Below are 24,306 nucleotides of genomic sequence, written 5' to 3' on the forward strand. Positions count from 1 at the left end.
ATTCTTATGTCGGGTAGAGCTATTGGGCCAAAGAACGACTCTCTCGCTCACCACTTAACATCTAGGTCGTCGTCGTAGAGCATGCTTGGCAACATACCCATCATCACATGGTCGGGCAGGATGCGGGTAGCCCGTTTCTTATGGACTTCGAATCCGGGATATGCATCCCCAATGACCTGCTTGAAGAACGCCTGCGTGCGAGGCTTCAGGCATTCCGTAATTTCCCACAGAAATGCATGAACGGCTTCGTAATCGGACACGACCTCTTCGGGTCGATGAATCGCTTCGAGATGCTCGAAGAACCGTTCGACATGGTTTCCAGGCGTATTGAAGAGCGGGCGTCTGCCATCGAAATAAACCACCTCGATCTGCTCTCGGATAGGGTCGACATTGCCGTGCAATGCGAAATTTCTCTTATCGATGACTCGCATGAAATGCCCATAGGCGTTGGTGCTTTTGTCGATATCGCGTGCAAAGCCATCGCAATGCTGGCTGAGCAGCGCGAGGCGGTCGGGAATCTTGGCCCGGATGAAGGCCTGATAGGCCTCAGGGGCATTTCGGATTTCATCGCGGGTGAACATGAGGATCACCATATTGATGAAGGCCTCGGCCATAACCGGCATCAGAAGGTGAAGCTTTAGACAGTTGCCGAAGAGATCGTTCGCACGTGTGGATACTCCTTGCATGGCTTTTTCTAAGGTTTTCAGCCGCGATGCTTGCGATCTTTTTGGAAAAGCCGTCTTTGCCGGGGCATCGATAATAGCTGCGTGCAAGTCGGCGCACAGGCCCGCGATACTGACAAACTTGTTCTGGAAGACAACGAATTTTTCCAGGCTCTGTAGTACGGCAGATTTCTGCGGACCAATCCTCGCATAGTCCGTTCTGATACCGACAATTAGGTCCCGCCACTGCTGGTGCGTTAGCGCTTCGCCGACCATGATATGAATCTCGCGCGACATGCCCAAGATATACACGTCGGTCTCGCCGGCCTTGAGGCTGTAGTCCCAGTGTATCCAGTTATCGCTGTCATCCTTGCGCAGGAAGTTTTGAAAACCGTTCGGTTCGCCAAAGCGAGCTTTCAGATAACAGTAGATGTCCACCGGCCTAAGCCGTGACCTGACCGCGAGAATGGCGCCACCTTTCTTCTTCTTAGGTTTCCTGTCGCGCGTAACCCATTCCACCACTTCCTGCCGGGTAGCTGCCCGCCATTCACCGATGTTGAGGCAAGCAGGCTCTTTGACAGCCTGCCTCTTCTTTCGCTGATGGGATTTACGCGCGATCGTCACGAATATTCAGCGTGTAACGTGTGTGTCGGAGTTCACCGGTTTTTGCTAGCGCACCCTTGGCGACTAAGTCCTGTAAGTCCCTAGTTGCCGTCGCGCGCGATGTCTGAGTGATAGCGATGTAGTTTTCCGCGCTGAGGCCACCTTTGAAGCCGTCGACACCTTCCCGGAACATTCGGGCGACGACTTTTTCCTGGCGCTCGTTGAACTGACCCCGATGGTGCTCGTAAAACTTGGCCTTGGCGACGGAGAACTCGACGCGGGCGAGCGTTACGCGCTGCGCTTCGAGGATCGTGGCGGCGAAGTAGAGCAGCCAGCCGGTAATCGCATTGCTCTTGTTACTGGCTTCCAAGCTGTCGTAGTAGGCCTTACGATGACGTTCGATCGTATAGGCCAGTGCGATCAGGCTAGGCTCGCCAAGATTTTGCGCCAGCGCCTTTTCGCAAAGGGCACGTCCTATGCGGCCGTTACCGTCTTCGAACGGGTGGATGCTTTCAAAATAGAGGTGCGCGATGCCGGCGCGCGTCAGTGCGGGAAGCGGCGTCTTGCCTTTGGGGGCGGTGTCATCGAACCAGATCGTGAAGGCATCCATTTCGGCCTTCACGCGCGATGAGGGCGGCGCTTCGAAATGCACTTTGGGCTTGTCCAGCCGATTGGAGACGATCTGCATCGCATCGGCATGCTGGCGATAACTGCCGATAGTCTCGATGCGCCGTTCACCCGACATCACCATCTTGTGCCAGGCGTAGAGGGTGCGATGCGAAAGCGGCTCTGCAAAATGCAGGTACACGTCGGCCATCATTTCGGAGACGCCTCGCTCCGCTGGAGGGATGCGCCTGTTTTCATCTCCAAGCCCAAGTTGCTGCCGTAAGGACGATTGCAGGCTCTCGCGGTTGAGGTATTCCCCTTCGATGGCAGATGTTTTCAAGGCCTCTTCGCTGATAAGCTCGATGCGGATCTGATCGCGGTCCTCGGAATCGACGTGACGAAAGACGCCGAGGAACTCGCCAGATCGCAATAGGAACTCGCTTTCCAGCGAGTTCAATGCCATCTTGTCGTAGGTAAAATGCGGCCAGTCGACCTGCTCCCAATTCCATGCCATGAGCTATAGAACGCCTTTCTATAACTCATGATAGCGAAAAAGATGAGCTATAGCAATCTTATCTATACCTCAGCCCGCGCGAAATAAACGCGACAGCAGCCAGGCCGCCACTCTGACCCATGGCCCAAACGCCTAATCCCCAGGCTGAACCGGCCGCAAACACTGGTAAGTTGGCGGGGAACGGGCGATGACTTCACAGTGATCGGTCTTAAGGGTACCCCGAACAGACGTCCGACTGCTTCCGTGGTGCTTCCGCGACGTGTTTCCCGCCCTCTTCTCGCAGAAAAGAGGCCTTGCTAACCACCTGTTTTCACAGTATAAAAGTGGCGCACCCGACAGGATTCGAACCTGTGACCTCTGCCTTCGGAGAGTTTAGGCCGCTTCCGCTTGCCGCGCGTCCAGATTTACGCGGCTTGTGGCGCACCACGACGTCAACCTTGTAGTCGAGCCGATCGAGGCAGCGCACCAAGCGGTCTATCGAAAACTTACCGGTTCGCCCGGTGACGATCGCCGAGTTCAGCTTCAGATCGTTCTGAAAAGCCAAACATGGTTCGTCGAGGTAACCCTTGAGGGAAGGATCCTTGTCGGGTTCCCTGTTTTTCGACAAAATCGCCCTGCAGAATTTATATTGCGATTTGGCGGCATCGCACTGCTGGGTGTCCGCCTTATAGCAAGCGTGGACCAAAACGGCTCCCACGTAATCATGCTCGACGTTGTTGGAAGACAGGTGGGTCTGAATGTCTTGGAGAATGGCAACTCCATGGGACATCCCATCTGCTCCGGAGTAGGTCATTACGAGTTGACCGGGTCGTTCAAAGCCGCTTACCGAGCCGCTCCCTGCAACGTTCTCGTAGGTGCCAGACAAATCCGGGGCCGACGTGAATGTCACCTTGAAGGGGTGCCCCAGGCCGACGGGGGTGACATCCGTAAAGTCGGGACCGTAGTACACCGAGAGATACCACTCGCCCTCTGTAAGAGCGTTGGGGGCTTGCCCGAGCCCAAGGCGCTGCATGCTCTTGTCGATGACAGTCCGAACGACGTTGGACGTGCCCTGCTGGATGCCTTCGCCGAAGCCGGTCCAGATGAAGGCGCCTACGGCCAACACAGCCACACCCAGCAGGCCGAACCTCGCACCTGTTGACTTCGTTTCACGCCCGGGCTCGATTTCCGGCTGGTCCTGCATCCGCCCCTCGCAACGCTCGTCGGGAACAACTTGGGACCCGATTATGGGCCCCAAGGGATCGGTCAGCAGGCTTCCAGATGAACTTTCTTCATGTGCATTTCTCCTCGACTCAAGGGCACTTGCCGAGCGGAGCCGAACACACGCAGTATGGAGATGATAACCCGATTGCGGCTTTCAAGTGTCCTCGCATCCCCCGAGGGCGCCACCTGATCTCTCGGGCAACCTTGTTCGGCGCCGCAGTTATTGAGGCGGCCGGCTTGGAAGCAGTTCCTTATGGCCCTCATGCATAAACCAGAGCACCCGTTTGAGATGACTGCGAAGGGCCTTACGGGCGCGGATGGGCTCTTTGACCGGATCGATCCCCAGTACATCCAGCGCCATCTCCTCTTCGCTGGCACTGTCGGCGCAAGCGTCCATGAGCTTCAAATAGAGCTCGAAATGCTTGTCATCATATGCGGTTAGGCTTTCCGACCAGGGGACTTCCGTTGCAATGGTTGGATCAGGCGTTGGGCGCGATCTGCTTTTCATCCATGTCTCGCTTTGGCGATGAACCAGGCCCCCGTTCCAATTCAGAATATCTCCATCTAGCGCATTTTCAACAGTTCTCGGCCTTCTTCGGACAGTGCCCAATCGTTGCATATGGTCGTGGGTTCCAAATTGGCGCGCGGCTGCTCGCGACCAATACATCCTCAACTTGGCGAGGCGATGTAACGCCCGGCGGAACCAGAATGGCGCGGCTATTGAGCATCGCCGATTGGACCGAACCTCTTATTTTAGCTTCGCGGTAATCTTGTCTGGATGCTTGCAAGCGTCCATCATGCCGCCGTACATGCTTAAGGATCTCGCCCATCACCGTACGAGCAGCAAACATTTCCAAACTCGATCTTGTAACTTGAGGCTTTGCGTTACTGCATAGCTGCATTGCACAATATGTGTTTGCGCATTGCGCAAATTTTAACGATTAAGCTTACAGCTGATGCACGCGATGGTTTCCTCCCATTCCATCGTACCAGCTGTTCCCCTCTGAAGGTTTTGACTTTAACCTAAAGGGCCTCGGTTTTCCGATGGCCCTTTTTTTGGCGGTCGCCACGTCGTCAATTGCAACGCGGCGCGATCGCCGGTTCAGCCATCAGACTTTGGAACCATTTCTGCCCGGCCAATCCCTCCCGACAAAAGTCTGATCTTCACCAGCCTTCTACGGGCAAGCGTTCGCGCCAGGAGTTCAAAGCCGCGTCCGTAACATTCGACAATGAAAGCCAATGTCATCAGGTCGAGCAGAAACTCGTCAATCGCATGTGTGAGCGCATCAGACTTTTGTCCGAACTGAAGGAGCAGGGCGCGGGCGTCTTCGATCGCGGCGTGGCAATCGTCTGCGTCAAGCAGGGAATTGATCCTGTCAAAGATCTGCAAGCGTCCTCACTTTTCGGAAGCCACACTCAGCATCGAACGCCGCTGATGAGTGAGTTTCCAACAAAAGAACAGGGTAACGTTTCGCGAAAAATCGCTCGGCAGCGCGTCGAACGAGCATGATGCCTCAAATGACATGTGAATTCCGGCTCAGCAACATGTCGCCGAAGGCGAGTGAGCCGGCCCATTTCTGCGTCTCGGCCGCCAGACCACTGGTCAGGAGGAACTGTGGCCACATCGCCGGAGACAAATGGGTCCATCTATTCTTCCAGCCGCCACGGTTCAGCCTAGATTACATGGGAAGCGACAATAACGGAAAGCAAAGGATCGCAAAATGAGTAGGGTGGCTGGATCAAACGAAGATTTGGCTGCACCAACGACCTTTGGGCCACTTCTGCAGCCCACCTTTCGCTCGATCTGGCTCGCCACGCAGGTTTCAAGCCTCGGCTGGTTGATGCAGACTGTCGCCATCAGCTGGCTGATGGCAACGATCTCGACTTCCGATCTGATGGTTGCGTTGGTTCAGGCTTCATCGAACCTGCCCGCCTTCGTCTTGTCTGTCTTCGCCGGGGCTCTCGCTGACAATTTCAGCCGGCGCCGGGTCATGTTCGCCGGTCGGTGCCTTATGGTGACTGCCTCCGCGATGCTGACCGCATCGGTGGCGCTGGGCTTTGTCAGTCCGTGGATGATCCTCGGCTTCAGCTTCTTGATCGCAAGCGGCGGTGCTCTCAATGATCCGGCCTGGCAAGCGTCGGTTGGCGATATTGTGGATCGACGAGATGTTCCCGCTGCCGTCACCCTGCTTTCTGTTGGATTCAATACCGTCCGGACTGTGGGCCCGGCGCTCGGCGGCATTGTAGTTGCCTCGTTTGGCCTTATGGCGGCATTCGCGGTGACCACGCTCACCTATTTCGTACCCTTGGCCACTATTTGGCGCTGCAAGTGGAAGGTTCGTTCTTCCCCTCTTCCACGCGAGTCGATGAGGACGGCGATCTATGACGGGCTGCGCTTCACGGCGATGTCATCGGAAATCAAGGCCGCGATCGCGCGCGGAACCCTCTTTGGCTTGGCGAGCATCGCCATACTCGCGCTGCTGCCGGTGGTTGTCCGCGATCAACTGGGAGGAGGCCCGCTCGCCTATGGCGCGCTCATGGCCGGCTTCGGGACCGGAGCCGTCTTCGCTGGCCTCTCCAACAGCCTGTTCAGACGGAGCTTGTCGCAGGAGCGGCTGATGAGGCTCTCCTGCGTCGCCTGCGCGGCGTGCTCACTTTCCCTGGCACTGACAACTTCGATCGGGGTGGCGGCAATTGCACTCGCTTTGGGCGGCGCGGGTTGGGTCACCGCCTGGTCAGGGGTCGGTGTGAGCGTGCAGCTGGCAAGCCCGCGCTGGGTCGTGGGGCGCACCATCTCGATCTACTATGCTTTGATAGATGGTGGCATCGCGCTCGGCAGCTGGGTGTGGGGCACGGTGGCCGAAAACCATTCGCTGGCCCTGGCGCTGGAGGGTTCCGCTGCCTCCCTGATGTTCGTCGCTGCAGCCGGCGTTCTGTTTCCTCTTCGCGAGCGCCGCGACTCCGAGCCCGATCCTCTGGAGGAATTCGATGCCCCGGCTGTCGCTCTCAATCTGAAGCCGAGAAGCGGCCCGATCGTGGTCAAGATCGAATATCTGATAGCCGAGAGAAATCTCGAGGCTTTCCTCGACCTCATGCGGCAGCGGCGTCATGTACACAGCCGGGTCGGTGCTCGGAATTGGACGCTCCAGCGGAACTTGCAGAAGCCTATGCATTGGACGGAAACGTTCCGCACGCCGACCTGGACGGACTACCTTCGCCTCAATCATCGTCTGACGGAAGTGGACAAGGAACTGGACGAGCGTGTCTTCCAGTTGCACGCGGGAGAGGAAGCGCCTCAGATGACACTTTCCATCGAGCGACCGACAAGCTCGGCCCGCAAGCCCGAGCACTCAGCTTTTCGCCATCCCCGTCATTGAAGCCCGGCCGGCACAGAAAACGCGATTCTTGTCTATCGCGCTCAAACCGGTGCGGGAGACGGACAATCCACCAAAATTCGATGATGGGTGGCAGAGAAGAACCCCAGGCTGAGAGTGCGACCGATCGGTCCCCACGGTGAAGCGGAGCCTGGGGCTACAGCGGCACGCGACTATTGCCGCGTGTCACCTCTTGAATTTAAAGTCTTCCTCAGTCCGCCTCGCTGATCCGGGCCAACGCTATCTTGAGGTTGGCATTTTGTCCCGCCAGCTCGCTGAGACGATCACGTTCGGCGGCGACCACATCCGGACTGGCGTTGGCAACGATGCACCCGCGCGGAGCGTGCTGTTGCTGGAAGCAGGAAGGCATGATCGGCCAAAGCCGGGAGAGGTGCTGCCGGCAGTAGCGAATGGGCTGCTGCGTCAGCTTGGTGTCTGGACGCCGTTCGCCGAGGCCGGCTTCGTTGAAAATCGTGCGCTTGTTTCGGTGTGGGCCAATGAAGTTCCCAGCGAGCGGCACGGCATGTTTTCCGCTCAAGGTGCCGGCTGGCAGCTCGACCGGACGCGATTCGACCGGCTGATGGTGCAGGCGGCCAAGGCGGCAGGTGTGGACACGCGGTTTGGCTCGGCCGTGGGTTCGGCAGTGCGCGACGATCAAGGCTGGCTGCTCAAGCTGGCCGATGAAGCTATCGTTGCCGCGCGCCGTGGTTGGGCGACCGGTCCAGTTGGAGGCTGGCCCGATGTTTCGGCGCCAAGCTCACCATGCACGGACATCTTGCCGCCTACACACGCTTTTTCGACCGCGCACCGGGCGATTGCAGCATGGTCGTCGAGGCGCGTCCCGAAGGCTGGTGGTACAGCGCCGACTTGCGCGTGCCTCACCGATCCGGATCTGGGCAGCGAACTGCGCAAAGCCGGACATTGGTACCGCGCTTTAGCCGCAACGCAGTCCATCGCGCCGCTCGTGCCGCCCAACGCAATCGAGACCGCCAGCATGATCAAGGCGGCGGGAACCGCAACGATCGATCCCGCCGCCGGTGACCGCTGGGTCGCGGCGGGCGACTGCCTGTTCTGTGCCGATCCACTGTCATCACGCGGGATCGTGCATGCACTCCGCTCAGGGATCCTGGCGGCCTACGCGGCATCGGACATGCTGGACGGGCGTGGCGATTCGCCTGCGCCCGCTATGCAAAATCGCCACACGCGGCTTTGCCGATTAGCTCCCGGCGCTGGCTGCCCACTATGCAGCCGCCGCGCGATGGGACACGCCTTTCTCGCAGCGGCGGCGCAGCCATGTCTTCCACGCGTCTAGCATCGAAGGAGGGAGGTCAGAGGTGGTCTCGGGACGGGGTGCTCGGCACTTATGAACGACCGAGCGCCAGCGAGTGGTCGTCGGCGGGCTCGATGGCGGCATCAGGTCAGGGAACTCGACCTCCATGATCATCTCCGATTTAATTCAAATTTGTCTGTATATATTGACGATTGCACTACCTTCACCTCGTAGACGGCAATGCGGGCGGGTAGAGAGGGTTCTATGATATGACAAGCGATTTTTCCGCCGCCCGAGTGCATTTAGATCGAGCGTATGACTACCTTTGTGGGGATGACCCGATGAGTCAAAGGGGCCGCGAAGCCTTGGACCTGCTAATTGAGGCGGTTGCCGTCGAAGAGTTCAAGCAGCCACGCCAAAGCGCTGAGGTGCTAAGGTTTCCGATCGGGCGCCGCTGCTGAGGTAATCTCCACGGCCGCCATGTGGCCTCGCGGGTGAGGCGCTCACGGCAGGGACTCGCCGCCCCGTGAGGGGCGGGAACGAACGCATTGACAAACGGAAAGCCCACTTGCCAGACCAGCGCCCGGCCGGCGTGGCAAGTAGGCCGGCGGTTCCAAGCGGAGACATTGATGCCGGACTATGTCGTGCTTTGCATCGCATTAAGCTGCTGCGGGATATACGTAACGCCATCCCTAAACACATCGAATGCGGCAGCGACAGCGCGAATCCCAAAGCGATGCTCCCGCCGTACGCGGACAAAGCCGTTTTCGAAGTCCACTATCCCGTCCTTGGCCAGCATGGCCAAGCGCTCAGCCGAATCGCGAAGACGGATCGGATCAGATCCGTGGGCGACACAGATTGCCGGCACGTCAGCCTCGAAATCGCACATTAATCGCTCGATAATTGCGGCTCGCACGCGGTCGTCGTCTGTGAGGCGATGGCCCTTCGATGTCGCCAGTCGGCCAGCTGCGATGTGCTGGATGTAGGAATCCCGTGTAACTTCGTTTTGAACGTATCCCTGGCCGATGCGGCCGATAGCCGACGCGCCGAAACCGATCAGGGTTCTGCAGGTATCGGCCGAGTAGCCCAACGAGTTACGTCGCAGGCGACCTGTTTCCTGTGCCAGCGCGAGCTCGTCGTCCGGCAAGGCGAAATGGTCGAGCCCGATCTGTCGGTAGCCGGCGGCAATCAGCGTCACGGCGACAGCCGCATACTGTTCAGCGCGGGCAGCGCTGTCGGGAAGAAATTCCGCCTCGATGAGGCGCTGATTCTTTACTTGGGATGGGATGTGCGAGTAGCCGAACAAGGCAAGCCGGTCGGGGCGCATGGCGACCGCCGCCCTCACTGTTTCGACGCACGACTCCACCGTTTGACGCGGCAGGCCGTAGATGAGGTCGAAGTTGATGCGGCTTACTCCATGCCGGCGCAGCACTTCCACGGCAGCCGACGTCTGGGCCTCGCTCTGGATTCGGTTGATCGCTTTTTGAACAATGGGATCGAAGCTCTGTACGCCCAGGCTCGCGCGGTTCACGCCGGCCGCTCCCAAGCCTTCCGCCATCTCGGGCGTGAGTGTTCGTGGATCGATCTCGATGGCGACCGTAGCTGTTTTCGAGATGGCGAAGCGGCATCGCAGGAACTCCATCAGAGCGAGGAACTCGGCTGGTCCGATGAGAGACGGCGTTCCGCCGCCGAAATGTATGTCGCTCACGGGCAACGTCTTCGGCACTCGCTCCGAAACCAGACGGATCTCGTCTCGCAGCGCCGCCAGATAGTTGAGGATGGGCGCATCACGGCGGGTGATGGTGGTTGGGAAGCCGCAATACCAGCAGGCTGATCGGCAGAACGGAACGTGCAGGTAGAGTGACACCGGATCATCAGCCGGCAGGTTCCTGAGCCATTCCTCATAAGCCTCGGCGCCGACCGCCCCAGAGAACTCCGACACAGCCGGATAGATAGTGTACCAAGGCAGCCGGGCCTCTCGAAATTTCGTGGTCTGCAACGGTCACCGTCCCATGCTGATAACATCCAACCTTACCGCTGCGCTCGCCTGCGTCTTTGCGCTATGTCAGTCCGTTCCGCTTTGGGCTCGAAATTTTTTAGCAATGGGCGCCGTTCAGTCTTGGCTGGACAGCGATGGTCTGAGCGCACTCGGTCAGCGACTGACGATGGTGTTCCCGCCGAAACCCTCACGCGCACCGTTTTGTTCGACGTCCCTTCCCTTCATCTGCGCGTGGGAGACTCTTCTGAGCGCAGATGCCGCATCCGATGAGACAATACGGTGTTGGGTCCAGACTTTGCACGCCAGCTAGCGCCGCCCATAATGATCTCTGCCGTCTCGATGAGCTCGTTGTGTGAATTGCTGGCAAGAAGCATTAGCTGTGGCGCGCCGCTTCAGCACGAAAACCTGCTCCGCGCGACCGTCAGGTCCGCCGCAATGCCAAGGCTGGCGCCTACCGACTCAGTGGTGCAAGGCTGCGGCGCGTGGTTATCGACCATCAGCTCGCCAAAGTGACGGCGTCGTACCGAGCGGTGGCCGCCGCATGATGCCTCAACGGCGGGGCTCACAGCAAACAATGCCGTCGCCATTAAGCCAAACTGTCGCGAAGCGAACAGACGAACCGTAGCCGAAACGTTTGCCGTTCGTGCTTGGGTGGATCCGCACGGCAAAAAGAACGGAAGCGCGAACCAAGGTCCGCCCGCACATTTGAGCTTCAAGCCGCAGCTGGGTCGTCAGGGTGGCACGTCATTTGCAGTAGTACCCTTTGTGAGGCCCGCCGCGGAGGTGAAAAGGGTAATTATACAAAAATGTTGTATGATCGTCTGGAGTGATAAATGCTTAATAAATGTGACAGCAAGTCTCAACCACATTCTAAATTCTCATAAGGTGGCAGGTGCAGCAACACTCCTAGAATTAAGCTTGATTCGCTATCAATCGTTTGCTTGGCAAAAATCATTTATCGGTCTCGATTCCTTTTACTATTTAGACGGAGATCAACAATGACCATTGGGAGCCTCCTCCTCGGCTCAACTGCGGCACTGATCGCCGCTTCCGACGCTCGCGCCGTGATCATCGTCCCCGAGCCTGATCCGACTGAGTACCTCAAGATCTGCGACGTCTACGGCTCCAGCTACGTCTATATTTCAGGCACCGAGACCTGCCTGCGCATCGGCGGCTATCTTAGCTACTACGTGGGCTTGGGCGATGTCGGATTGTTTGACCACGCAAGAACCTCAGATGTGAGGACTGGTGAGGATCAGGGTACATGGCAAAACAACACGCGCTTCAAACTGAAAGCTTGGACCGGCCAGGAGACCGAACTCGGCACGTTGAAGACCTACACCGAAACCCGCGTGAATTTCGGTAACCGCCACACTTCGGTTTCGGACAGTTCTCGGTCCTATGCCTTCAACGGAGACAGCATCTTGACTTTCGCCTGGATTCAGCTTGGTGGCCTCCGAGTTGGTAAGGACTGGTCGGCCTTCGACATGTTTATTGGCGGCGCGGGTGACGTACTCAACCAGACGCCGGTTCCGTACGGCGCTTTGGATACCAATGTGGTCCAGTACTACTTCGACGCCGCGAACGGCTTTTCGGCCGTGGTTTCGCTCGAAGAAGGCTCAGGCGTGGTGGGCACAATCGACAACTACGCTCCGCACATAGTCGGCGGCTTGAAATACACACATGGCTGGGGAGCGATCACCGGCGTTGCTGGTTATGATAGCAACTACGAATCGGTGGCCGCTAAGGTCCGTGTCGACATCAATGTCACCGACGAACTGTTGCTGTTCGGAATGTTCGGCTACGGTTCCAATGGCAAGCTCAACGACGACTCCATCAACGCGATCGACGCTCATGGTCGCGGCTTCTATAAGATTTGGGGCGGGAACTGGGCTTTCTGGGCTGGCGCCGCTTACGAGCTCAACGAGACAACTTCGTTCAACCTTCAGCTCTCGGGTGATCAGCTCAAGAACTATGGTGTCGCTGCGAACGTCGCCTATGCGATTCTTCCAGATTTCACAGTTACGGCTGAACTCGACTATGACCGCTACGGAGGCTCCGCCGTCGGAAAGGTGAAAGCTTCCGAAGTGAACTGGACCAATGCCAACAAGAAGAGCAGTGTCGGCGGTATCCTGCGTTTCGAACGCTCATTCTAATGCGATGAAGCGTTGAGCTCCGAGGTCCAGTTGATGCGCGGACATTTCCCCTACATTCCGTTGATTGTGGATGCACGGCTCGGACGGCCGTCGTACGCGGCGACCGTCATGGAGCTCAGTTTGACGCCGTGCTCCTGAACACGGCGGTCCCGAGGGGCGGCCGATCCGGTCGGCATGGCGCGTGCGTTCGGCAAGGGCGGTCGATGCCATTCGTGAAGCTAGCACTGGAATGCTCGAACCGCGCTACTCACCGAAGGTCGGCAGGGCTGTCTTCTCATGAAGCTCGATCCCTTCTATCTGAATTTCGACGTGCCGGCTGGGTTGACCGGCTGGCGCCGCTCGGCGTGCGTCTGCTGCAGCTCCGGATAAAGGATATGGACGAGAAAGGACTGCAGACGGAAATCCGCCGCGCGAACGACGCCTGCGCGGTCCATGGCTGCCAAGTGAGCGTCAACGACAATTGGCGCACGGCAATCGAGGAAGGCTGCGACTTCGTCCATCTTGGTCAAAAGGATTTGGCTGCCGCCGATGCTGACGATTAAATACGCCGGATTGAAGCTCGGTCTTTCGATCCACGATCACACCGAACTGGAAACGGCGCCAATGGCCGAGCCGGAGTATGTGGCGCTCGGCCCAGTCTATCCAACTAGCCTCAAGAAGATGAATGGGCGTCGCAAGGGCTCGAGCGGATCAGCGAGTGGAAGCACCAGGTCGCGCCGATCCCATTGGTCTCCATCGGCGGCCTCAACCTGACCGGCTCGAAGGCGTTTTTCGAGGCTGGCGCGGAAAGCGCAGCCGTGGTCACCGACTTTGCGCTGAACGACGCCCCAGAAGCGCGCACGCGAGAATGCATCGAAAGACAGAACAATGGCGCTGGGGCGAGAACCGCATCTGCTCGTTGTTGTCGGGTCAGATTCCCGCGGTGGGGCTGGAATTGCCCGCGAGATCGAGACGATCGCTTGCCTTGACGTGCGCACCTGCCTTTGCTGTCAGCGCGCTGACGGTGCAAACCCAGGAAGACGCCTTGGAATCCAAGTTACGCAACCCGGTCTGGTGACGGGTCAAATGCGCGTTGCGCTTCAAGCTAACAGAGTGGCCGGCACCAAGGTTGGCATGCTCGCAACGGCTGAGATCATCGTCGCTGCGGTTGCAGGCTGTGCTGCGCGAATATCGGGCGCATATCGACAGTCCAGATCCGGTGCTGGCTTCCACGTCAGGCCGAGCGCTTCTTGAAGCAAGCGCCATCCCGCATCATGAAGTAGCATCTGATGCCGCTTTGCCGTGTCGACACCCAATGTCATTGAACTGGCGCTTCTTGCCGGCTCAGAGCTAGCGGCCAATGAGGTCGGCGCGCTTCAAGAAGGACCACAAGCTACCCCGTCTGCTGGACTACTCCTCCACCATTCGAGACACGGATGGTTCCTATCCAGACAATTGATTTTATCAATCTGCGACAATACCGCATAGCGGCGCCGGCGGAATGATCATCCGTAGCAAGACGAGCTGCTTTCGGCTGCCTGCACGACGCGCACCGCGACCGAGTACAAGCCGGCTCGTCTGCAGCCATGTTCGGATCGGCCGCATCGGTGCGCCGAATGAGATTGCCGGCGGAACGCTCTATTCGTGCAGCTGTGACGGCAGTCATCTCACCGGAGCCATCCTGCCGATGGATGGCCGGCAGTCGGTGCAGCATGGGCTGACACTGTTCACGGAATGAAGCCGCTCGCGCTTCGGACGGTTGAAATGGAGGACATTAGCTTGGAACCGATCAGTCTCGACGAGCTTCTGGCCAGCGTCGGCAAGGAAGTCGGCGTGTCGCCGTGGCGGGTGGTCTCGCAGCGGATGATCGACCAGTTCGCCGAGTCCACCGATGACCACCAGTTCATCCACTGCGATGCGGAGCGCGCCAAGCGCGAGACGCCGTTCGGCGGCACCATCGCACATGGCTTCCTGTCGCTTTCGCTTTTGTCGGCGATGACTTTCGAGACCATGCGGCCGCTCGAAAACTGCAAGATGGGTGTCAACTATGGCTTCGAATCGCTGCGCTTCCTGGCGCCGGTGAAAACCGGATCGCGCATCCGCACCCGTTTCGTACTGGCCGACGTCAAGGTCAGGCCGTCGGGCTGGGTGCAGACGGCGCTAGGCGTGACGATTGAGATCGAGGGCTCGAAAAAGCCGGCGCTGACCGCGCGCTGGTTGACGCTGACGCTGATCAAACGCCAGCCGGAGGCGGCCTGAATTGTCAACGAGCGTCAGCAGAGACGATCTTCACGTGCCGGGGCGATGTAGGCGACCAGTGCGCACCGATCGGCAACGCGGCCACGGGGGTCGGCTAGATAGAGTGGCAGGAATGCCTAATCGGGGCTCCGTCTCGGAAGGGGCGTCGATGTATCGGAAGCGCTTCGGCTTTCGGCGCTGCATTCCTTCTTCACGAAGTCCATGGAGAATTCCCGACCACGGGGTTGAAAGATCGGCTTGTGATCGGAGTGGGCAGATCCTCCCCGACTGAATCTGCCAATAGGGTGTTATCGAGTTAATCGGGTCGAACTTGAGGTCGCGGGTGTCGCTGATCGGCTGCTCGTCGAGCTCGAGAGCTGCCAGCTAAAGGCAGAACACGGCGATGCCAAGAGCCTCCGCAGTTGATGTGGACGCCCAGAGCTGGGAGTACAGACCGACGAGTTCCCGGCGGGCGAACTTGCCATTGGTAGCGCGCCAGACCAGTCGCGAGAAAGCCTCGATGAGAAGGCCCCGAGCCGCGCGCGGCATCGACTACAGTGGCGTTTGGCGAGAGGCCTTCGAAGCCGAGATCGAGTGTAAGATGGACGAGCTCGACACGCATATCGCGCAGTCCCTGCGATCGCGCCTTGTCCGCGGCGCTCGTGCGAGCGAACTGTTGGTAGATCGAGCTGACTAGATGAACCGGGATGGCATTAAAGCGGAACTGGAAGAGACGCCCTGGCCGAACTAAGCAAGATCAATCCAGCCATCGCTAAAGGTAGGCGAACACGAGACGTTCGGACTCCGTGCCGCTGAAATCCTCAAATTGAATCGGCCGGACCGTTGGAGCTATCATCACCCGCTTGGCTTCCAGAGCTGCGGAGCGGGTTGATTATCTGAACGTCCTCGAAGTCCTTTTCATTGTCGGTCACTACGACACACTCGTTGGCTTCGGCTACAGCGGCAATGATTGTGTCTAGGGCGCTCCGCGAACGGCCTCTGGCTTTGCCGTTGGCCATCAGCCGCGCCCACACGAGGCCAGCTTTCTCGTCGAACGATAGCACGCGGCCAGCGAACAGCGCTTGCGGGCCTTCGGAGCCCTCGAACCAAGTTTCAAGGCTGCTGCGGATTTTCCCCTTCGGCTTCTCTAGGATGCCTCGGCGAATTTCGGCGACAGTAAGCGAAGCAATGAAGAGGTCTTCGTCCTTCTGCGCGCCCATCCAGGCCAGCAACGAGCCCGAAGGCTCCGGCTTTATGACGTTGCTGATGATATTGGTATGAAGAAGGTAGCGCGTCACAGGTCGATCTTGCGCCCCTCTTCGCGCGGCCGGCTGAGGTCGAGATTGGAGCCAACCAGAGGCGAGCGACGCAACGCGGCGAGAATGCTGCCCGCTTTCGGTGGCTCACCCGCCACGGCTTGCTGTATGGTCCGACGGAGCTGTCGGGCATCCGGCCCGCTCTCCGTTAATTTTCGGGCAAGAGTTCGCAGTAGATCGCGGTCTGCGTCGAACGCCTGGATCTCGAACCGCGCGATGCCGCGCTCAGCCAGGCGAGAGCGATAATTCTCGATGGCTCTCTTCTGTGCAGTGTTGCCCACAGCGTGCCTCCGTTCTCTATCCGGATATATAGCCATGGCTTCTTCGGAGCACAAGGTGCCCTGTCATCGGCCAGCACTGGCTCCTGCGCGACGCGCGTTATTGATCACAAAGAATTTACATCTTGTCGAAGCACTGTGACTTGGCATCATTGTCGCGAAACGGAGTATTTCGCGTCAGGACAGGAACGCGATCATAGCGCGACCGAAGCGTGCAACAGCCGAAAAGCTTCGTGTGGTCGCCGGCGCGGCCCGCGAATGGGCTGTGCCTGCGTCGCCGAAGCCCGATCGACGCTTCGTCAATCTGGTCCGGCTGCTGGCGCGACAGGCCGCACGGGATTTCGTTCAAGCCGAAACGGATAGCCAGACCGCGTCCCGGAGTAAGGGGCCGCCTCATGAAGGTCGCGCTTGGCGCTCGCTACTCAACTGACAATCACCGAGACGCCTCGATCGAGGATCAGTTGCGGCTCTGCTGCTTGCGTGCTGAAAAGCAAGGCTGGACAGTCCTCGACAGCAATACCCACCGCGCGATCTGCGGCGCGTCGCTGTTGTGTCCCGGCCTTCAGGAGCTGATCAGCGATGCGATGCAGGGCAAATTCCTGATCGTGCTCGCAGAGGCGATGGATCGCCTGACCATGACCGCTGCAAACCGGGAGCAGGCCAGGCTGGGCAAACGTTGCAACAGATCCTTCAAGGAAATTCATAGACTCTTAGCAACTTCGGCTCGCTGTGAATGGTAGGCTTATTGCAACGTCTGAGGTCAGTGGTTCCAAACCGTGGCCCCGCTTATCTTCGACTGGCCGAACTGCTTGCAATTTCGGCTAAAGGCAAGAAGAGCGCCGATTTGTTTGTTCGACACAGGATATCGACGGTCGTCACGGCCACCGAGATTTGTCCGGTCGTTGGACAACCTTCGAAATCTGCAACTTCTGTGGAGAACGCGAAATGAGAAATTCGGTAGGACTTGGTCCTGAGCCATGATGACACTGGTTAGTCGCCTACGCATGGCAGCGCATCCTGACCGCCTTCGAATCCTGGGCCTTTGTGCGCATGCGGACCTAACTGTCTGCGAGCTAGCGGAGATTCTGGGCGTGTGTCGAGAGCGGGTTGCGCGACACGTCCGGCTGCTCGCCAGAGCCGACTTTCTTTGCTGCAACGAACAGCCTCCGTGGCGCTCGTACCATCTCAACGCAGGATCCAACGACGGCGGGCTGGTTCAATTATTGGTCGATCTCCTGCCCCATCGCGACGGCTATCATAAACAGGACCTGCAGCGGCTCGAAGCGGTACGAGACACGCGGCCGAAAGGGACCGCGTGCTTGATCGTGAAATAGGTCAATCTAATTGGAGCGCGAAGCTACCATGGACAACTCCGCCGACGGCGCGATCGCACAGCCCGACACCCACGGGCGGTCTTCCTTGGCCGCGGTTGATTGCCGCGTTCACGAGCTGCTTCTGAGACAGGAGCGGCAGGAGCGGACGACCCTCAAGCTCATCGCCTCAGAGAACTTTGCGTCCTCGGCCGTGCTGGAAGCGAACGGCTCGATTTTCACGAACAAGTACGCCGAGGGGTACCCCGGTGCGCGCTACTACGCTGGAAACGAGATCGTTGATGAGCTTGAGAATCTAGCCATTGAGCGCCTGAAAACACTATTTGGCAGCGAGCATGCCAACGTCCAGCCTTATTCCGGCTCGCCGGCCAACCAGGCTGTCTATCGTGCGCTTTTGAGTCCCGGTGACAAAGTCATGGGCTTGCCCCTTCCGGAAGGGGGCCATCTGACCCATGGTTGGGCCATCAACTTTTCCGGAACTGACTATCAACGCGTGCCCTATGGACTAGATGAAAAGACACAGCAGATTGACTATGACCGCTTGCGCGAGACAGCCAAGCGGGAACGGCCGCGGCTCATTTGGGTCGGCGGAACCGCTTACCCGCGTGTCTTTGACTACGCGGCAATGGCAGAAATTGCCCTGGAAGCGAACTCCTATCTCGTAGCCGACATTGCGCACATCAGCGGCCTGATTGCCGCGGGAGCGCACCCGAATCCCGTGGCCCATTGCGACGTGGTCAGCAGCACGTCCCACAAGTCGATCCGCGGTCCCCGCGGTGGCTTCATTTTGTCAAGGAACGAAGATCGCTATCAGGCCCTGTATCATACAAAGAGCAAATACAATCTCGCCAGACGAATAGACCGGGCGGTCTTCCCTCACCTGCAAGGCGGGCCCCACATGAATGCCATCGCTGCGCTAGCGGTTGCCTTGCACGAAGCCGCGAACCCGTCCTTCCGAAGCTACGGCCAACAGACGGTCAAGAATGCCAAGGCTCTGGCACATGCACTGCTTGAGCGAGGTTATGACCTGGTGACCGGGGGGACGGACAATCACATGCTGATCCTTGATCTTCGCGATCGGCCACTATCGGGCAAGGCCTATGCCGAGCGACTAGCAAAGGCAGGAATCATCACAAACTTTAATATGGTGCCTGGCGACCCGCGGGATCCGGCGGTCACAAGCGGAATTCGCCTGGGGGCGCCAGCAGTGACGTCAATGGGCATGCGCGATGTGGAAATGGAGCAAATTGCTGGCTTCATTGACTCCGTCCTCCAGCGGCCAGACGACGAAGATCTCCATGCCTGCGTGCGAAGAGACGTTGCCGACTTGTGCGCTGCGTTTGAGGTCCCGGGCATCTCCGACAAGTAAGGTGGGCCAAGCAAAATGCCCATACCACATCCAACACCCGAAGCGAGGTATTCATGGCTAGGCAGTTCGTGTTCTCTTCCGAATCGGTTGGCGCCGGGCACCCGGATAAGTTGGCCGACAACATCTCGGATGCCATCCTCGATGCCATCCTCCGCACAGATCCCAAGGCGCGCGTCGCCTGTGAAGCGTTGGTAAAATCAGGGATAGTCGTTCTGGCTGGCGAGATTACCAGCGATGCCCAGGTGGATTATAGCAAAGTTGCGCGTGATACGATTCTCGACATTGGGTACGACGACGAGGCCGTCGGCTTTGACGGCCGGCGTTGCTCCGTCGTTCATGCCCTCACCGAGCAGTCGCCCGACATCAGCCAAGGCGTTGACGAGGGAAGAGGGCAAGACCTCCAGCAGGGAGCGGGAGATCAGGGCCTCATGTTCGGCTACGCATGCCGCGAAACCGATACCCTGATGCCTTTGCCGATCCAGCTCGCTCATCGCTTGACGAAACGGCAGGCGTATGTCCGGAAGGCACAACAGCTTGGCTGGTTGCGTCCTGACATGAAATCCCAAGTCTCAGTGCGCTATGAGGGGTTGCGCCCGGTCGCCCTGGATACCATCGTCGTGTCGACGCAACATGACGAGCAGGTCTCGCAAGAGACTGTCCGCGAGGGCGTCATTGAGGAAATCATAAAGCCTGTCCTGCCGACCCACCTGGAGACGGAAGGCATCAGAATTCTGGTCAACCCGACGGGGCGGTTCGTAGTCGGCGGGCCGCGCGGCGACTGCGGTCTCACTGGACGCAAGATCATCGTCGATTCCTATGGCGGGATGGGTCGTCATGGCGGCGGCGCCTTCTCGGGCAAGGACCCGTCCAAGGTTGACCGCTCAGCTGCCTATGCGGCCCGCTATGTCGCAAAGAACATCGTCGCCAGCGGACTTGCGGACGTGTGCGAGGTGCAGCTTGCTTACGCAATCGGCGTGGCCAGTCCGGTTTCCGTCATGGTCAACACGTTCGGGACAGCCAGGGTTGAGGAAAGCAGGATCGAGCGCCTCATTCTTGAGTTGTTCGATCTCAGACCGAAAGGCATTATCAAGATGCTTGATCTCTTACGACCTATATACCGCAATACAGCGACCTATGGCCATTTTGGCCGTGAAGAGCCTGATTTCACCTGGGAGAAGACAGACAGGGCGGACGAATTGCGTCGCGAGGCAGGACTCGCCGCCCCGTGAGAGCCGCCGGCGAACGGATTGGCAAAGCGGAAAGCCCATTTCCACCGGGCAGACCCGCGCCTGGCCGCGTGGCGAGAAGCCGGCTCGGGTTTTTTGGCGGAGACATTGATGCCGGATTATGACGTGCTTTGCATCGGCAATGCCATTGTCGACATCATCGCCCAGTGCGACGAGGGATTCCTGGAGACCAACGGCATCATCAAGGGCGCGATGAACCTCATCGACACAAAGCGCGCCGAACTGCTCTACAGCCGCATGGGGCCGGCGATCGAGGCCTCCGGCGGCAGTGCCGGCAACACGGCGGCAGGTGTTGCCTCCTTCGGCGGCCGCGCCGCTTTCTTCGGCAAGGTCTCGAACGATACGCTGGGCGAAATCTACGCTCACGACATCCATGCCCAGGGCGTCGCCTTCGACACCAGGCCGCTCAAGGGCGAGCCGCCGACGGCGCGCTCGATGATCTTCGTCACCCCCGATGGCGAGCGTTCGATGAACACCTATCTCGGCGCCTGCGTAGAGCTCGGACCGGAGGATGTCGAGGCCGACAAGGCATCTGGCGCCAAGGTCACCTATTTCGAAGGCTATCTGTGGGATCCGCCGCGCGCCAAGGAAGCAATCCGGCAGACAGCCAAGCTGGCGCATGCGGCGGGCCGCGAAGTCTCAATGACCCTGTCGGATTCGTTCTGCGTCGACCGCTACCGCGACGAATTCCTCGACCTCATGCGCTCGGGCACGGTCGACATCGTCTTTGCCAACAGCCACGAGATCAAGTCGCTCTACCAGACATCGTCGTTCGACGAGGCGCTGGCGCAGATCCGCAAGGACTGCCGGATCGCCGCTGTGACCCGTTCGGAAAAGGGCTCGGTTATCGTGCGCGGCGACGAGACCGTGATCATCAAGGCGACCGCCATCAAGGAGCTGGTCGACACGACGGGAGCCGGCGATCTCTACGCCGCCGGTTTCCTGCATGGCTACACGCAGGGCCGCGACCTCAAGACCTGCGGCGATCTTGGCTCGCTGGCGGCCGGCCAGGTGATCCAGCAGATCGGCCCAAGGCCAAGGCAGAATTTGCGCCGCGAGGCGGAACGGGCTGGGTTGCTGTAGATGCGCGGGCAACTAACCAGCTGCCCTACTGACGCGATCATCGCAGTGGCCGAACTGCGTCAAAGCTCGCTGATAGCGACAGCCATTCGCTTCGGAGAACTGACCGATGCTGCTGCCGTGGAGCTAGCTGGAGAGCGGTGCAAGGCGGGCTTGCCTTGACGGCATTCATCGTCATCCAGATCGCCACCGGCATTTTCCAGAAGCTCAGCTTGGGGAAGGCCAGTAAGGTTCCGGAGGTGACGGAGAACTCGCGGCGTCCGTCGGAGCACTTGATTTGCGATCACGTCCCACGATGCCGAATGCGGGCAGACTGGTTCGCCATTGGTCTGGACCAGCGGAATTGGCAGCAGGGCTTCATCTTCGTCAATCTCGACGAGGCGCCGGATGTGAACCCCGGAATTCGCGGATATTAGGAAGTGTTCGCCTAGCTGGTATTTCACACATCCGAACCTAGGCATCGCGGTCTGGCTTCCACGATTTTGGGATCGTCGAGGCAACGAGGAAGGGATTGCGACAAAAACGATCCCTGACGGGCGGAAAGGGACTATCCCGCCCTCTCCGATCTCCGTGTCAAAACTCTTCGGCAGACGCAGAATCGCATCACGGGCCGGGCAGCCTTGGCGGCAGCGACATAGTTTCAGTTCATTTCAACAGGTGTTCGCATTTACTGGGTGTATCTCTTATCCGAACAATCGACAATTACCGCAAGCACGGTCCGCTCGATCGCGTTGCCAGCTATTTTCGCGATAAGCAGGTTCTTGAGGGCGCCGAAGCCGAAACGCGACAATCGGTCGCCATTTGCTCTGACGCTCGTCAGATTCTCGTCAGCAGGGGGTGTGCCAATCTGGGAATGCCAGTTGCTCCATCTGGGGAAATATTCAACGGAGGCATGAAATGGACGCATTGAACAACGCCAACTCGCCGCGCCGGAACCTCACATGGCAAACTGGGGCTGTTCGCGAACTAATCGCTTTTGAATAACCCCTGAGAGACTTGCCACAGGAGCGAGAACAACAAGCCGAAGTTGGCCCGTCCCGTCCTGTTGTCTCAGCCGCAGACCAGCGCTTCAACACGGCGGCCCAGCAGCCACATAGGAGTCTTATCGCAATTTCCAATCGCGGTGCGACTGTCAATTCTGATCAGCCCAAGACAGGCGGGCTTTCGGCGGCCCTGGAGTGCGTTGTGGAGCGTTCCGGCGCGGTCTGGGTAGGTTTTTCCGAACATCTGGGCGACGGCAATAAGCACCAGGTGCCACTCGTGCAGCGTGGCAAAGGTCAAATCGGGTGGCTCGATGGGCCGGCAGCGGAATATCCTCGGTACTATCAAGGTTTTGCAAATTCAATATTGTGGCCGGCGCTCCACTCGCTGCCGGACCGAATCTCAGGCTCGGAAGAGGATTATAAAAGTTATCGCGACGTCAATGCCTTCATGGCGCGCGCGGTGTCCGAATTGGGAGATAACGCAGTCTACTGGGTTCATGACTATCATTTCCTGCCGCTCGGCGCTGATTTGCACAGACTCGGCATTGACGGCCGATCGGCCATTTCCTGCATACGCCATGGCCCAAGTCTGACATGATGGAGCGCGTGCCCAATTCTGGCGAGCTAATGAAATGTATGCTCGAGTATGATCTGCTCGGTTTCCAGACCGACCGTGATGTGAGCAATTTCCTCGCCTGTGTCCAATCTCATTTGGGGCTGGAGAGCAAGGACGAGGTCGTTTTCTCGGACCGTGGCCAAACGCAATGCCAAAAGTTTCCTATAGGTATCCATCCGAAGCAATTCGAACGGTGTGCCGCAGATTCGCTTGAGGCGCAGAAAGCCTACATTTCGCAGTTGAAACTTGGCGGAGCAAAGCTAGTTATCGGCGTCGATCGGCTCGACTACACCAAGGGCATTGACAATCGGATTAAAGCTTTCGATCTGCTGGCAGTCGAGCCGCAACGTGTCTCGCTCTTGCAAATCGCAACTCCCTCACGTGGCGACATCCAAGCGTACAGCGAATATCGGCGCGACGTCGAAAGACTCGTCAATCAAGTCAACAACCGGCATGGCACGGACGAGTGGATGCCGATTATCTATGAGAACAGGTCGTTCACCCAAGCTGAGATAGCGGGTCTTTACAGAGCCGCGCGTGTTTGCGTTGTGACGCCGTTGCGCGATGGCATGAATCTTGTGGCGAAAGAATACATTGCTGCACAAGATCCGAGCGACCCTGGCGTTCTGGTGTTATCGAAGTTTGCCGGCGCGGCCGAAGACTTCGGCGAGGACGCCCTGCTGGTAAATCCGAGGCTCTCCGACGAGATAGCTACCGCGATCTCAAGAGCGGCCAGCATGCCGCGCGAAGAACGCATCCAACGCTGGCGGAGGATGATGGACAAACTTGAAGCGTATACGATCCACCATTGGTCAGCGGACTTCGTTCGGCAACTGGACAGCAGCCGGGTTACGGTCCCTGCGGATCACTTCCACTATGTTGGCTTGGGCTGGATCAGCGAGGCCCAAATGCCTTCGTATCGGACCGAGCCAGAATTGCACACGCGCTGACGCGTGCACTGGATAAAAACTGGGTCCTGCCGATCGTATGATGCAGAATATGAAGCACGCGAGCTTTGCCTCCATTTGCGCATCCCTCAATGCCGAGCGCTTGGAGAGAGAGATACTTATCCTGACCGCCTGAATGCGGCTTAAGCGGCTTATCGGGACCACAGTCGGGCTTTGCATCAGACCCTTGAGCCAGGCTCCGTCAGTGTGGTCTCTTGCCGCCGAGCGGAGTCATCACGATTGCCTAGTCACCCGTGATGACGACTGGCGTGCCAATTCCCCTCGGACCACGGTTTGGCGCTCACTCCGAGAAAACCGCTTCTACCACGCACGCACGGCTTGCGGCCGCATCGTTAAACATCGCCACCAATGCGATCTTCTGCATTCTAATGACGTTGTCACGCGCTTGAAGTCTTGTCCGAAATCCTTCATCGGCGACCTGCGAGGGATGTCGCAGCCCGACAGGGATCCATTAGTTGGACAATGGTGGCAGCGGAGCAGCGCCGCCAATGGGCGACTGAATATTTCACAATGT

The 24,306-nt window shown here is 58.7% G+C and carries 22 protein-coding genes and 2 pseudogenes; 17 read left to right on the forward strand and 7 right to left on the reverse strand.

The features are described 5' to 3' along the window. Window positions 1-47: 47 nt before the first annotated feature. From NKI99_RS22570 to NKI99_RS22585, 4 genes are all read right to left on the reverse strand, one after another. The gene (locus NKI99_RS22570; RefSeq protein ID WP_352612015.1) at window positions 48-1,286 is read right to left on the reverse strand and encodes a hypothetical protein; all 1,239 of its coding nucleotides are present in this window, start codon (window positions 1,284-1,286) and stop codon (window positions 48-50) included. After that, a complete protein-coding gene (locus tag NKI99_RS22575; RefSeq protein WP_352612016.1) occupies window positions 1,270-2,385 on the reverse strand; it encodes a Fic family protein in 1,116 nt (371 codons plus the stop codon). Before NKI99_RS22575 ends, NKI99_RS22570 begins: the two co-directional genes overlap by 17 nt. Before the next feature lie 310 nt (window positions 2,386-2,695). Next, window positions 2,696-3,568, reverse strand: a complete 873-nt coding sequence (locus NKI99_RS22580; protein ID WP_352612017.1) for a hypothetical protein — start codon at window positions 3,566-3,568, stop codon at window positions 2,696-2,698. Window positions 3,569-3,808: 240 nt separating this feature from the next. Next, window positions 3,809-4,096 (reverse strand): hypothetical protein, encoded by a 288-nt coding sequence (locus NKI99_RS22585; RefSeq protein ID WP_081726247.1) that lies wholly within the window; start codon window positions 4,094-4,096, stop codon window positions 3,809-3,811. Window positions 4,097-4,666: 570 nt separating this feature from the next. Here NKI99_RS22585 and NKI99_RS22590 point away from each other — a divergent pair. The 4 genes from NKI99_RS22590 to NKI99_RS22605 all read left to right on the forward strand — a co-directional run bounded on the left by NKI99_RS22590 (window position 4,667) and on the right by NKI99_RS22605 (window position 8,693). Beyond that, complete coding sequence (locus NKI99_RS22590; RefSeq protein ID WP_352612018.1) at window positions 4,667-5,098, forward strand: hypothetical protein; 432 nt, start codon at window positions 4,667-4,669, stop codon at window positions 5,096-5,098. Between the two features lie 211 nt (window positions 5,099-5,309). Beyond that, the gene (locus tag NKI99_RS22595) at window positions 5,310-6,965 is read left to right on the forward strand and encodes an MFS transporter (protein WP_352612019.1); all 1,656 of its coding nucleotides are present in this window, start codon (window positions 5,310-5,312) and stop codon (window positions 6,963-6,965) included. Between the two features lie 256 nt (window positions 6,966-7,221). Then, complete coding sequence (locus NKI99_RS22600) at window positions 7,222-8,274, forward strand: NAD(P)/FAD-dependent oxidoreductase (RefSeq protein WP_352612020.1); 1,053 nt, start codon at window positions 7,222-7,224, stop codon at window positions 8,272-8,274. A 227-nt stretch (window positions 8,275-8,501) separates the two neighbouring features. Continuing rightward, window positions 8,502-8,693 carry a hypothetical protein gene (locus NKI99_RS22605; protein ID WP_023727257.1) on the forward strand — a complete coding sequence of 64 codons (192 nt, stop codon included), beginning with the start codon at window positions 8,502-8,504 and terminating at the stop codon, window positions 8,691-8,693. Between the two features lie 176 nt (window positions 8,694-8,869). On the opposite strand, the gene hemN is transcribed toward NKI99_RS22605, so the two are convergent. Next, the gene (gene hemN, locus NKI99_RS22610; RefSeq protein WP_023778367.1) at window positions 8,870-10,231 is read right to left on the reverse strand and encodes an oxygen-independent coproporphyrinogen III oxidase; all 1,362 of its coding nucleotides are present in this window, start codon (window positions 10,229-10,231) and stop codon (window positions 8,870-8,872) included. A 998-nt stretch (window positions 10,232-11,229) separates the two neighbouring features. On the opposite strand from hemN, the gene NKI99_RS22615 reads away from it, so the two are divergent. The 5 genes and pseudogenes from NKI99_RS22615 to NKI99_RS22630 all read left to right on the forward strand — a co-directional run bounded on the left by NKI99_RS22615 (window position 11,230) and on the right by NKI99_RS22630 (window position 14,625). Next, window positions 11,230-12,387: a porin gene (locus tag NKI99_RS22615; protein WP_352612021.1), complete on the forward strand. Its 1,158-nt coding sequence runs from the start codon at window positions 11,230-11,232 to the stop codon at window positions 12,385-12,387. 18 nt (window positions 12,388-12,405) lie between these two features. Continuing rightward, window positions 12,406-12,667 (forward strand): annotated as a pseudogene (locus tag NKI99_RS33885) (thiazole synthase); the annotation flags it as partial. Further along, window positions 12,664-13,261: pseudogene (locus tag NKI99_RS22620) on the forward strand (thiamine phosphate synthase); the annotation flags it as partial. The pseudogenes NKI99_RS33885 and NKI99_RS22620, both read left to right, overlap by 4 nt. Further along, window positions 13,255-13,620, forward strand: a complete 366-nt coding sequence (locus NKI99_RS22625) for a bifunctional hydroxymethylpyrimidine kinase/phosphomethylpyrimidine kinase (protein ID WP_352612022.1) — start codon at window positions 13,255-13,257, stop codon at window positions 13,618-13,620. The pseudogene NKI99_RS22620 and the gene NKI99_RS22625, both read left to right, overlap by 7 nt. Before the next feature lie 510 nt (window positions 13,621-14,130). Next, window positions 14,131-14,625 (forward strand): MaoC family dehydratase, encoded by a 495-nt coding sequence (locus NKI99_RS22630; protein ID WP_352612023.1) that lies wholly within the window; start codon window positions 14,131-14,133, stop codon window positions 14,623-14,625. Window positions 14,626-15,425: 800 nt separating this feature from the next. Here the strand turns inward: NKI99_RS22630 and NKI99_RS22635 are convergent. Next, a complete protein-coding gene (locus NKI99_RS22635) occupies window positions 15,426-15,902 on the reverse strand; it encodes a type II toxin-antitoxin system VapC family toxin (RefSeq protein ID WP_352612024.1) in 477 nt (158 codons plus the stop codon). Further along, window positions 15,899-16,237: a hypothetical protein gene (locus tag NKI99_RS22640; protein WP_352612025.1), complete on the reverse strand. Its 339-nt coding sequence runs from the start codon at window positions 16,235-16,237 to the stop codon at window positions 15,899-15,901. Before NKI99_RS22640 ends, NKI99_RS22635 begins: the two co-directional genes overlap by 4 nt. Window positions 16,238-16,593: 356 nt before the next feature. Between NKI99_RS22640 and NKI99_RS22645 the strand changes: the two genes are divergently transcribed. The 8 genes from NKI99_RS22645 to NKI99_RS22680 all read left to right on the forward strand — a co-directional run bounded on the left by NKI99_RS22645 (window position 16,594) and on the right by NKI99_RS22680 (window position 23,774). Continuing rightward, a complete protein-coding gene (locus NKI99_RS22645) occupies window positions 16,594-16,938 on the forward strand; it encodes a recombinase family protein (protein ID WP_352612027.1) in 345 nt (114 codons plus the stop codon). A 264-nt stretch (window positions 16,939-17,202) separates the two neighbouring features. Continuing rightward, a complete protein-coding gene (locus NKI99_RS22650; RefSeq protein ID WP_245260337.1) occupies window positions 17,203-17,532 on the forward strand; it encodes an ArsR/SmtB family transcription factor in 330 nt (109 codons plus the stop codon). 28 nt (window positions 17,533-17,560) lie between these two features. Then, window positions 17,561-18,898 (forward strand): serine hydroxymethyltransferase, encoded by a 1,338-nt coding sequence (gene glyA, locus NKI99_RS22655; RefSeq protein WP_352612029.1) that lies wholly within the window; start codon window positions 17,561-17,563, stop codon window positions 18,896-18,898. A gap of 53 nt (window positions 18,899-18,951) precedes the next feature. Next, complete coding sequence (metK, locus tag NKI99_RS22660) at window positions 18,952-20,127, forward strand: methionine adenosyltransferase (RefSeq protein ID WP_352612031.1); 1,176 nt, start codon at window positions 18,952-18,954, stop codon at window positions 20,125-20,127. A gap of 108 nt (window positions 20,128-20,235) precedes the next feature. Further along, the gene (locus NKI99_RS22665; RefSeq protein WP_352612033.1) at window positions 20,236-21,228 is read left to right on the forward strand and encodes an adenosine kinase; all 993 of its coding nucleotides are present in this window, start codon (window positions 20,236-20,238) and stop codon (window positions 21,226-21,228) included. 155 nt (window positions 21,229-21,383) lie between these two features. Further along, entirely contained in the window at window positions 21,384-21,641 is a 258-nt protein-coding gene (locus NKI99_RS22670; protein ID WP_352612034.1) for a hypothetical protein, read from the forward strand. A 769-nt stretch (window positions 21,642-22,410) separates the two neighbouring features. Continuing rightward, window positions 22,411-22,806 (forward strand): trehalose-6-phosphate synthase, encoded by a 396-nt coding sequence (locus NKI99_RS22675; protein WP_352612036.1) that lies wholly within the window; start codon window positions 22,411-22,413, stop codon window positions 22,804-22,806. After that, window positions 22,803-23,774 (forward strand): alpha,alpha-trehalose-phosphate synthase (UDP-forming), encoded by a 972-nt coding sequence (locus NKI99_RS22680; RefSeq protein WP_352612038.1) that lies wholly within the window; start codon window positions 22,803-22,805, stop codon window positions 23,772-23,774. Before NKI99_RS22675 ends, NKI99_RS22680 begins: the two co-directional genes overlap by 4 nt. Window positions 23,775-24,306 lie beyond the last annotated feature (532 nt).

Origin of the sequence: Mesorhizobium sp. M0239 (assembly GCF_040321815.1) — a bacterium.
In the GTDB taxonomy this organism is placed as follows: Bacteria; Pseudomonadota; Alphaproteobacteria; order Rhizobiales; family Rhizobiaceae; genus Mesorhizobium.

What these genes read in the sequence shown, in the direction of transcription:
- NKI99_RS22575 (WP_352612016.1), bottom strand. Translation starts at nt 2,385, where the DNA reads ATGGCATGGAATTGGGAGCAGGTCGACTGGCCGCATTTTACCTACGAC.
- NKI99_RS22580 (WP_352612017.1), bottom strand. Translation starts at nt 3,568, where the DNA reads ATGCAGGACCAGCCGGAAATCGAGCCCGGGCGTGAAACGAAGTCAACA.
- NKI99_RS22585 (WP_081726247.1), bottom strand. Translation starts at nt 4,096, where the DNA reads ATGAAAAGCAGATCGCGCCCAACGCCTGATCCAACCATTGCAACGGAA.
- NKI99_RS22595 (WP_352612019.1), top strand. Translation starts at nt 5,310, where the DNA reads ATGAGTAGGGTGGCTGGATCAAACGAAGATTTGGCTGCACCAACGACC.
- NKI99_RS22605 (WP_023727257.1), top strand. Translation starts at nt 8,502, where the DNA reads ATGACAAGCGATTTTTCCGCCGCCCGAGTGCATTTAGATCGAGCGTAT.
- NKI99_RS22615 (WP_352612021.1), top strand. Translation starts at nt 11,230, where the DNA reads ATGACCATTGGGAGCCTCCTCCTCGGCTCAACTGCGGCACTGATCGCC.
- NKI99_RS22625 (WP_352612022.1), top strand. Translation starts at nt 13,255, where the DNA reads ATGGCGCTGGGGCGAGAACCGCATCTGCTCGTTGTTGTCGGGTCAGAT.
- NKI99_RS22630 (WP_352612023.1), top strand. Translation starts at nt 14,131, where the DNA reads ATGGAGGACATTAGCTTGGAACCGATCAGTCTCGACGAGCTTCTGGCC.
- NKI99_RS22640 (WP_352612025.1), bottom strand. Translation starts at nt 16,237, where the DNA reads ATGGCTATATATCCGGATAGAGAACGGAGGCACGCTGTGGGCAACACT.
- NKI99_RS22645 (WP_352612027.1), top strand. Translation starts at nt 16,594, where the DNA reads ATGAAGGTCGCGCTTGGCGCTCGCTACTCAACTGACAATCACCGAGAC.
- NKI99_RS22650 (WP_245260337.1), top strand. Translation starts at nt 17,203, where the DNA reads ATGGCAGCGCATCCTGACCGCCTTCGAATCCTGGGCCTTTGTGCGCAT.
- glyA (WP_352612029.1), top strand. Translation starts at nt 17,561, where the DNA reads ATGGACAACTCCGCCGACGGCGCGATCGCACAGCCCGACACCCACGGG.
- metK (WP_352612031.1), top strand. Translation starts at nt 18,952, where the DNA reads ATGGCTAGGCAGTTCGTGTTCTCTTCCGAATCGGTTGGCGCCGGGCAC.
- NKI99_RS22665 (WP_352612033.1), top strand. Translation starts at nt 20,236, where the DNA reads ATGCCGGATTATGACGTGCTTTGCATCGGCAATGCCATTGTCGACATC.
- NKI99_RS22680 (WP_352612038.1), top strand. Translation starts at nt 22,803, where the DNA reads ATGATGGAGCGCGTGCCCAATTCTGGCGAGCTAATGAAATGTATGCTC.